The following is a 7,324-nucleotide window of genomic DNA, read 5'->3' as shown; positions in this document are numbered from 1 at the left end:
CCTTTCCTGGGGGGGAGGAGGGGCCTGACCCCCCCTGCCCTTCCCCCCGAACCCGGCATCTCGCGGGGCACCGCCAAGGCGGCGTACGACCAGCTGGTCGCCGAGGGCTGTCTGACGGCGCGGCAGGACCGGACGCCGAGGTCGCCGCGCCGCCGGCCGCCGCCGCGCCGGGTCCGGGACACGCCCGGAAGGCCCGCCGGTGTCCCGCAGTGCTACACCGCGGGCAGCGGCGCGTCCTCACGCCACTTGAGGATCTTGTCGAAGCTCACCACCGCGCCGCGGCGGCCCGGCCTGTTGCGGATGTGGACATGGTCCGCGAGTTCCTGGATGAGACACAGGCCGCGGCCGTGCTCCGCCTCGGCGCGCGCGGCGCGTACCGGACGACGGCGGCCGGCCGGTGGAAAACCGGGGCCCGTGTCGGCCACCTCGATGCGGCACTTCTCCCCGTCGAGAAAGGCCGTGACCCGGAAGGCGTCCGAGGACTCGGTGTCCCCGCCGTGCTCCACCGCGTTCGCGCAGGCCTCGCTCAGGGCCACGGACAGGTCGTAGGAGATGTCAGGGTCGACGCCCGCGGTCTCCATCGTGCCGAGCAGCAGCCGCCGGGCGAGCGGCACGCTCGCGGCGTCGCGCCGCAGATGGAGTGACCACCAGATGCTCATGCTCCAGCCTCCCGGCCGCGGCTCGACATACCGTTACGTATTGCCCCGAGTACCCCGCCATAAGCACGGCGTTGACGCGACGCCGCACGATCGGCGGACGCGGCGGGACGGGGAATCGGTGTATGTACGGGCCGACGGCATCAGACCATGACCTTCCGGATGTACCGCATCTTGCGGACCTGCTGTACGACGGACCCGGGTCCAGTGGGATGATGAGGCCGCCATGTCTGCCCCCCACCCGCGCACGGCACCCGCCGGACGCGGTCTCCGGATCCTGCGGGCCGCGGTGTTCGCCGCGGTCTGCGTTGTGCTGGCCGCGGCCGGGCACACGCTGGCCTCCTGCGCCGCGGTGCCCCTGTGGACGCTCGGCGCCGGGTTCCTGGGGGCGCTGGTCGTGGTGGCACCGCTCGCCGGGCGCGCGCGTTCCCTGCCGGGGATCGCGACGCTGCTCGTGGTCGGCCAGACCGTGCTGCACGCCCTGTTCGGAATGGGGCAGAGCGGCATGGGCGCCATGGCCTCCGGTGCCATGCCCATGGGCTCCGCGGGATCGACGGGATCGACGGGTTCCCTGCCCGTGCTGTCCGACACCGAGCTCGTCCAGCAGGCCGCCCGGTACGTGTGCGGGGCCACCGCCGCCGCGCTCAGCCCGACCCAGGCCTACCGGATACTCGTGGACGCACACGTCCTGGGCAGCGTCGGCACGGGCCCGAGCGCCCCGCACCACCAGGCGGGTTCCGCGTTCACCGTCGGCGCGGCCGCGCTGCTGCCGTCCCTGCCGATGCTGCTCGTCCACGTCCTGGCCGCCGTCACCACGGGCTGGGTGCTGCGGCGGGGCGACCTGGCCCTGCTGCGGCTGATCGAGCTGTCGGCGCACGGAGTCGCCGAGGCCGCGCTCGTACGGTCCCTGCGCGGGGCGCTCGCTCTCGTGCGCGCCCTGTGCGCCGGGCTGCCCACGGCGGTCGGCACCGGCCCGCGCCGTTGGCGCACCGGCGACTCCGCGCCGTTCATCCCGCACACCACCGCACTCCAGCACACGGTGATCCGCCGCGGCCCGCCGGCCGCCGCCGCATTCGTCCTCGCTGCCTGACGCGACGCGACCACCAGCCCACCGAGCGGGCCTCCGCCGGGGGAGCGGCCGCCGTCGTGCGGCACGCGCGCGCGTGCACGTCCGGCGGGTCCACCGCACACAGCGATCCCGCCCCGCATGCGCACCCCCTCACACACCGGAAACTCACTCGAAGCGGAGTGCACCCCTATGAAGGCTTCTCGACTCGTCGCCGCCGCCGCCGTCGCCGGCTCGGCCGTCCTCGCCCTGTCCGCCCCCGCGTTCGCGCACGTCACCGTCCAGCCGGAGGGCTCCGCCGCCAAGGGCGGCTACGCCGTCGTCGACTTCAAGGTCCCCAACGAGCGCGACAACGCCTCCACGACCAAGGTCGAGGTCAACTTCCCGACCGACCACCCGCTGGCCTCCGTGATGCCGCAGCCGGTGACGGGCTGGAAGATCAACGTCACCAAGTCCCAGCTGGACAAGCCGCTGGAGATGCACGGCAAGAAGATCTCCGAGGCTGTCACCAAGGTCACCTGGACCGCCGACGGCCAGGGCATCGAGCCCGGCTTCTTCCAGAAGTTCCCGGTCTCCGTCGGCACCCTGCCCGAGGACGCCGACCAGCTGGTCTTCAAGGCGATCCAGACGTACTCCAACAAGGAGGTCGTGCGCTGGATCGAGGTGCCGCAGAAGGGCCAGGCGGAGCCGGACAACCCGGCGCCGGTGCTTCAGCTGACCGCGGCCGCGGAGGGTGACGGACACGACGCGGCGGCCCAGGACGCCACCGCCGAAGCCAAGCCCGCCGACCAGACCACCGCTGCCGACACCTCCAAGAGCGGCAGCGACACCACCGCCCGCGTCCTCGGCATCGTCGGCATCCTCGTCGGCGCGGCCGGCGTGGCCTACGGCGTACTCGCCGGCCGCAGGCGTACCACCGCCTGATCCGGCTCGTCCGTCACGCGCTCCGGGGGTCGTGCCACTCTCGCGTACGGCCCCCGGTGCGCGCCGGAGTTCTCACATCTGGGACATTTCTCTATGCGCAACAAGATCCTCGTCGCGGCCGCCCTGCTCGCCGCGGCCACCATGACCCTCTCCGCCTGCGGCAGCGGCGACGGCGGCAAGAAGCCCGTCGCCGTCGTCTCCGAGGACAGCTCGCAGAAGGCCGCGACCGTCCTCGACCAGCCGTTCGAGAAGCCGGACCTGGTGCTCACCGACACCCAGGGAAAGAAGTACGACCTCCGCAAGGAGACCGCGGGCCACCCGACGCTGGTCTACTTCGGCTACACCCACTGCCCCGACGCCTGCCCGCTGACCATGAACAACATCGCGGTCGCCAAGAAGGCGCTGCCCAAGGCCGAGCAGGACGACCTGCGCGTGGTGTTCGTCACGACCGACCCGGACCGCGACACCCCGGCCGAACTCGGCAAGTGGCTCAAGATGATCGACCCGCAGTTCGTAGGACTGACCGGGGACTTCTCCACCATCCAGGCCGGCGCACGCACCCTGGGCATCTCCATCGAACCGACCACGAAGGACAAGAACGGCAAGCTCGTCTCGATGCACGGCACCCAGGTGATCGCGTTCTCCCCGAAGACCGACGCCGGATACGTCCTCTACGGCGAGGACGCCACCGTCGACGACTACACCAAGGACCTCCCCAGGATCGTCAAGGGGGAGAACCCGTGAGGCGGCCGATACCAGCGGCGGCGCTCCTGGCCGCGGCCCTGACCGGTACCGCCCTGCTGACCGGCTGCGGCGCGTCCTTTGGCACCGGCGCCGCGAAGGCCGAGCTGTCCGTCCACTCCGCCTACATGCCCCAGCCGCTCTCGGACGAGATGGCGGCCGGCTTCCTGACCATCGAGAACAAGGGCGGCGCCAAGGACGAACTCACCTCGGTCACCAGCACCGAGGCCGAGGACGTCACCGTGCACCGGACGACCGGCGGGGTCATGAAGGAAGCCGGCCCCCTCACCGTCCCCGCCCACGGCCGGCTCGTGTTCAGGAGCGGCGGTGACCACCTGATGTTCGACCAGCTGAAGCGCGCGCCCCGGCAGGGCCAGACGGTCCTCGTCGAACTGCACTTCGCCGAATCCGGCACCGTCAAGGTCGAGATGCCGGTGAAGTCGGCCACGTACAACCCCGCGACCGGACACTGAGGGAGGGACCACCTTGTCGCAGACCATCGCCCCACGCTTCCGGGCCCTGATGCTGCTCCTGGCCGTCGCCGGCGTGCTCCTCGCCGGAGCCGCCCCGGCCTCCGCGCACGCCGCGCTGACCGGCAGCGACCCCCAGCAGGGGGTGGTGGTCGACAAGGCACCCTCCCAGGTGTCACTGACGTTCTCCGAGCAAGTCGCCATGAACGACGACTCGCTGCGCGTCCTGGACCCCAAGGGCAACCGCGTCGACACCGGGAAGCCCGCCAACGTCAGCGGGACCACGTACGCGGTGCGGCTGCACGGCGGGCTGCCGGACGGCACGTACACCGTCGCCTACCAGGTCATCTCCGCCGACAGCCACCCCGTCGGAGGTGCCTACACCTTCTCCATCGGCGCCCCCTCCAAGACGTCCGCCGCGGTCGGTGACCAGACGGTGGGCGGCGGGATCGTCGGCGGGCTCTACTGGCTCGGGCGGTACGTGTCGTACGCCGGCTTCATCCTTCTGGCCGGCGGCGGCGCCTTCGTGCTGGCCTGCTGGCAGCGCGGCTCCGGGGTGCGCGCGGTGCAGCGGCTCGTCGTCTCCGGCTGGGTCGCGCTCACCGCGGCCACACTCGCGCTGCTGCTGCTGCGCGGCTCCTACACCACCTCCGGAAAGATCGGCGACGTCTTCGACCTGACGCTCCTCGGGCAGGTGCTGCAGACCAAGACCGGAGCGGCCCTCGTCTCCCGGCTGCTGCTGCTCGCCGCGGCGGCGCTGTTCGTCGCGGTGCTCTTCGGGGAGTACCAGAAACGCGCGGACGACGAGAAGCGCGATCTGACCTTCGGGCTCGCGATCGGCGGCACCGTGGTCGCCGTCGGCCTCGCCGCCAGCTGGGCCATGGCCGAGCACGCCTCGACCGGTCTCCAGCCGGGCATCGCGATGCCGGTCGACGTCGTGCACCTGCTCGCCATGGCCGCCTGGCTCGGCGGGCTCGCCACCCTCCTGGTCGCGCTGTACCGGGCGCCCGCCGAGACCCCGATCGAGTCCGCGGCCGTCCGCCGTTTCTCCCGCCTCGCCTTCGGCTGCGTCCTCGCGCTGGTCGCGACCGGCACCTATCAGTCCTGGCGGCAGGTCGGCTCCTGGCCGGCGTTCACCGACACCCGCTACGGGCAGCTGCTCCTCGTCAAGATCGCTCTGGTGCTGCTGACGGTCGGCGTCGCCTGGACCTCCCGCCGCTGGACGGGCCGGCTGGTCGGGACGGCCACCGCGAAGGCACCGGCCACGGCACGCGCGAAGACCGCGGCGACCACGGGCAGGAAGCCCGGCCCGGACGCGAAGACCGGGTCCGGCGCCGATTCTGGGACCGGAAAGGGCGGGACCGGGAAGGCCGGGGCAAAGAAGACCAGGGCCGGTAAGGGCGGGACCGGGAAGGCGGGGGAAGAGAAAGCCGGGACCGGAAAAGCAGAGGCCGGAAAGGCGGAGGCCGGGCGGAAAGCCGGCGGCAAGGCACAGTCCGGTGGGAAGGCGGCGCAGGGCGAGGCCGCCCGGCGCGCCGCCCAGCTCGCCCGGCAGCAGGCCGCCGTGGACACCGCGCGGCAAAAGCGGCTGCGGGACGCCGACCCCCACCGCTTCGGGCTGCGCCGGTCCGTCCTGCTGGAAGCCGGTATCGCGGTCGTGCTGCTCGCCGTCACCACCGTGCTGACGCAGACCGAACCGGGGCGCACGGAGACGGAGGCCAAGACCGCCACGTCGGCCTCCTCGTCCTCGTCCTCGCCCTCCGGGGCCGGCGCGGTCACCCTCGACCTGCCGTACGACACCGGCGGCACGGACGGCAAGGGCGTCGTGCGGATCGACATCGACCCCGCGCGCGTCGGCGGCAACGACTTGCACATCTTCGCCCTCGGACCCAACGGGCGCCTCCACGACGTCGCCGAGCTCAAGATCGCCTTCACCCTGGCCACGAAGAACATCGGACCGCTCCCGGTGAACCCGGAGCACATCGTCACCGGCCACTGGGTGGCGAGCGGAGTGCAGATCCCCATGGCGGGTGACTGGCAGGTCGCCGTGACCGTGCGGACCTCCGACATCGACCAGGTGACCGTCACCAAGAACGCGCAGATCGGCTGAACCACACCATGACCGACCACTCCACCCCGGAGGCCACCTCCTCGAACCCCTCGCCCGCCGCGACCGTGCCCGCGCAGGCCGGCGCCGCCGCCGGAGCGGGCGTGTCACGCCGACGGCTGCTCGGCACGGCCGGTGCCACCGGGCTCGTCCTCGGCGCGGCCGGCACGGGCCTCGGCTACACGGCGGCACCCGCCGGTGCCACCCCGCTCACCTCGCTCGGCGCCGACCGGGCGATGTTTCACGGGGAACATCAGCCCGGCATCACCGACGCCCTCCAGGCCCGCGGCCATCTCGTCGCCTTCGACCTCGTGCCCGGAGCGGGCCGCAGGGAGGCCGCCGCGCTGCTGCGTCGCTGGTCGGCGACGGCCGAGCGGCTGATGGCCGGTGAACCGGCCGCACACGACGACACCGAGGTGGCACGGGACGCGGGCCCCTCGGCGCTGACGGTCACCTTCGGCTTCGGCCACTCCTTCTTCGACCGGACGGGTCTGAGCCGGCAGCGTCCCGGCGCTCTCGACCCGCTGCCCGACTTCTCCTCCGACCGGCTCGACAAGGCCCGCAGCAACGGCGATCTGTGGGTGCAGATCGGCGCGAACGACGCGCTCGTCGCCTTCCACGCCCTGCGTGCCCTCCAGAAGGACGCGGGCGGAGCCGCCCGCGTCCGCTGGCAGATGAACGGCTTCAACCGCTCCCCCGGAGCCACCGCGCGCCCCATGACGGCCCGCAACCTGATGGGGCAGATCGACGGCACCCGCAACCCGAAGCCGGCCGACCCGGACTTCGACCAGCGCCTCTTCGTGCCCGCGGACGGCGAGCCGGCCTGGATGGCGAACGGCTCCTACGCCGTCGTGCGCCGCATCCGGATGCTGCTGGACGACTGGGAGAAGCTGTCGCTCACCCAGCAGGAGGACGTCATCGGGCGGCGCAAGTCCGACGGGGCGCCGCTCAGCGGGGGCACCGAGACGACCGCGATGGACCTGGAGAAGACCGGCAAGGACGGCACCTACGTCGTCCCGGTCAACGCCCACGCCCGGATCACCCGGCCCGACCAGAACGGGGGCGCGGCCATCCTCCGGCGTCCCTTCTCCTACCACGACGGCTTCGACGCCGACGGCGTCCCGGACGCGGGCCTGCTGTTCGTCTGCTGGCAGGCGGACCCGCTGCGCGGTTTCGTGCCGGTGCAGCGCAAGCTGGACCGCGGCGACGCGCTGTCGGTGTACATCCGGCACGAGGCAAGTGGTCTGTTCGCGGTCCCGGGCGGGGCGGCGAAGGGCGAGTACGTGGGGCAGCGGCTGCTGGAGGGGTGAGCACGGCGGGCGCCGGCACGATCACACCCGTACGCCGGTTCACCCATGGG

Annotated in this window: 7 protein-coding genes; 6 read left to right on the top strand and 1 reads right to left on the bottom strand. The window is 72.5% G+C overall.

From position 1 onward, the window contains the following. Positions 1-212: 212 nt before the first annotated feature. On the bottom strand, positions 213-659 hold the full coding sequence (locus ACTYVM_RS05885) for an ATP-binding protein (RefSeq protein WP_445524881.1): 447 nt from the start codon (positions 657-659) through the stop codon (positions 213-215). A gap of 223 nt (positions 660-882) precedes the next feature. Here ACTYVM_RS05885 and ACTYVM_RS05880 point away from each other — a divergent pair, with 223 nt between their 5' ends. The 6 genes from ACTYVM_RS05880 to efeB all read left to right on the top strand — a co-directional run bounded on the left by ACTYVM_RS05880 (position 883) and on the right by efeB (position 7,274). Continuing rightward, positions 883-1,746 (top strand): hypothetical protein, encoded by an 864-nt coding sequence (locus ACTYVM_RS05880; RefSeq protein ID WP_445524880.1) that lies wholly within the window; start codon positions 883-885, stop codon positions 1,744-1,746. 168 nt (positions 1,747-1,914) lie between these two features. Beyond that, positions 1,915-2,646 (top strand): YcnI family copper-binding membrane protein, encoded by a 732-nt coding sequence (locus ACTYVM_RS05875; RefSeq protein ID WP_445524879.1) that lies wholly within the window; start codon positions 1,915-1,917, stop codon positions 2,644-2,646. A 93-nt stretch (positions 2,647-2,739) separates the two neighbouring features. After that, positions 2,740-3,390, top strand: coding sequence for an SCO family protein (locus tag ACTYVM_RS05870; protein ID WP_445524878.1), 651 nt, complete (start codon positions 2,740-2,742; stop codon positions 3,388-3,390). After that, positions 3,387-3,860, top strand: coding sequence for a copper chaperone PCu(A)C (locus ACTYVM_RS05865; protein WP_445524877.1), 474 nt, complete (start codon positions 3,387-3,389; stop codon positions 3,858-3,860). Before ACTYVM_RS05870 ends, ACTYVM_RS05865 begins: the two co-directional genes overlap by 4 nt. Before the next feature lie 13 nt (positions 3,861-3,873). After that, positions 3,874-5,967 carry a copper resistance CopC/CopD family protein gene (locus tag ACTYVM_RS05860; protein WP_445524876.1) on the top strand — a complete coding sequence of 698 codons (2,094 nt, stop codon included), beginning with the start codon at positions 3,874-3,876 and terminating at the stop codon, positions 5,965-5,967. A gap of 8 nt (positions 5,968-5,975) precedes the next feature. Further along, positions 5,976-7,274, top strand: coding sequence for an iron uptake transporter deferrochelatase/peroxidase subunit (gene efeB, locus ACTYVM_RS05855; RefSeq protein WP_445524875.1), 1,299 nt, complete (start codon positions 5,976-5,978; stop codon positions 7,272-7,274). Positions 7,275-7,324: the final 50 nt, after the last annotated feature.

The organism is Streptomyces cyslabdanicus (assembly GCF_052663305.1).
Note: the sequence above shows the minus strand (reverse complement) of the source record. Positions and strands in the feature narration are given on the sequence as shown.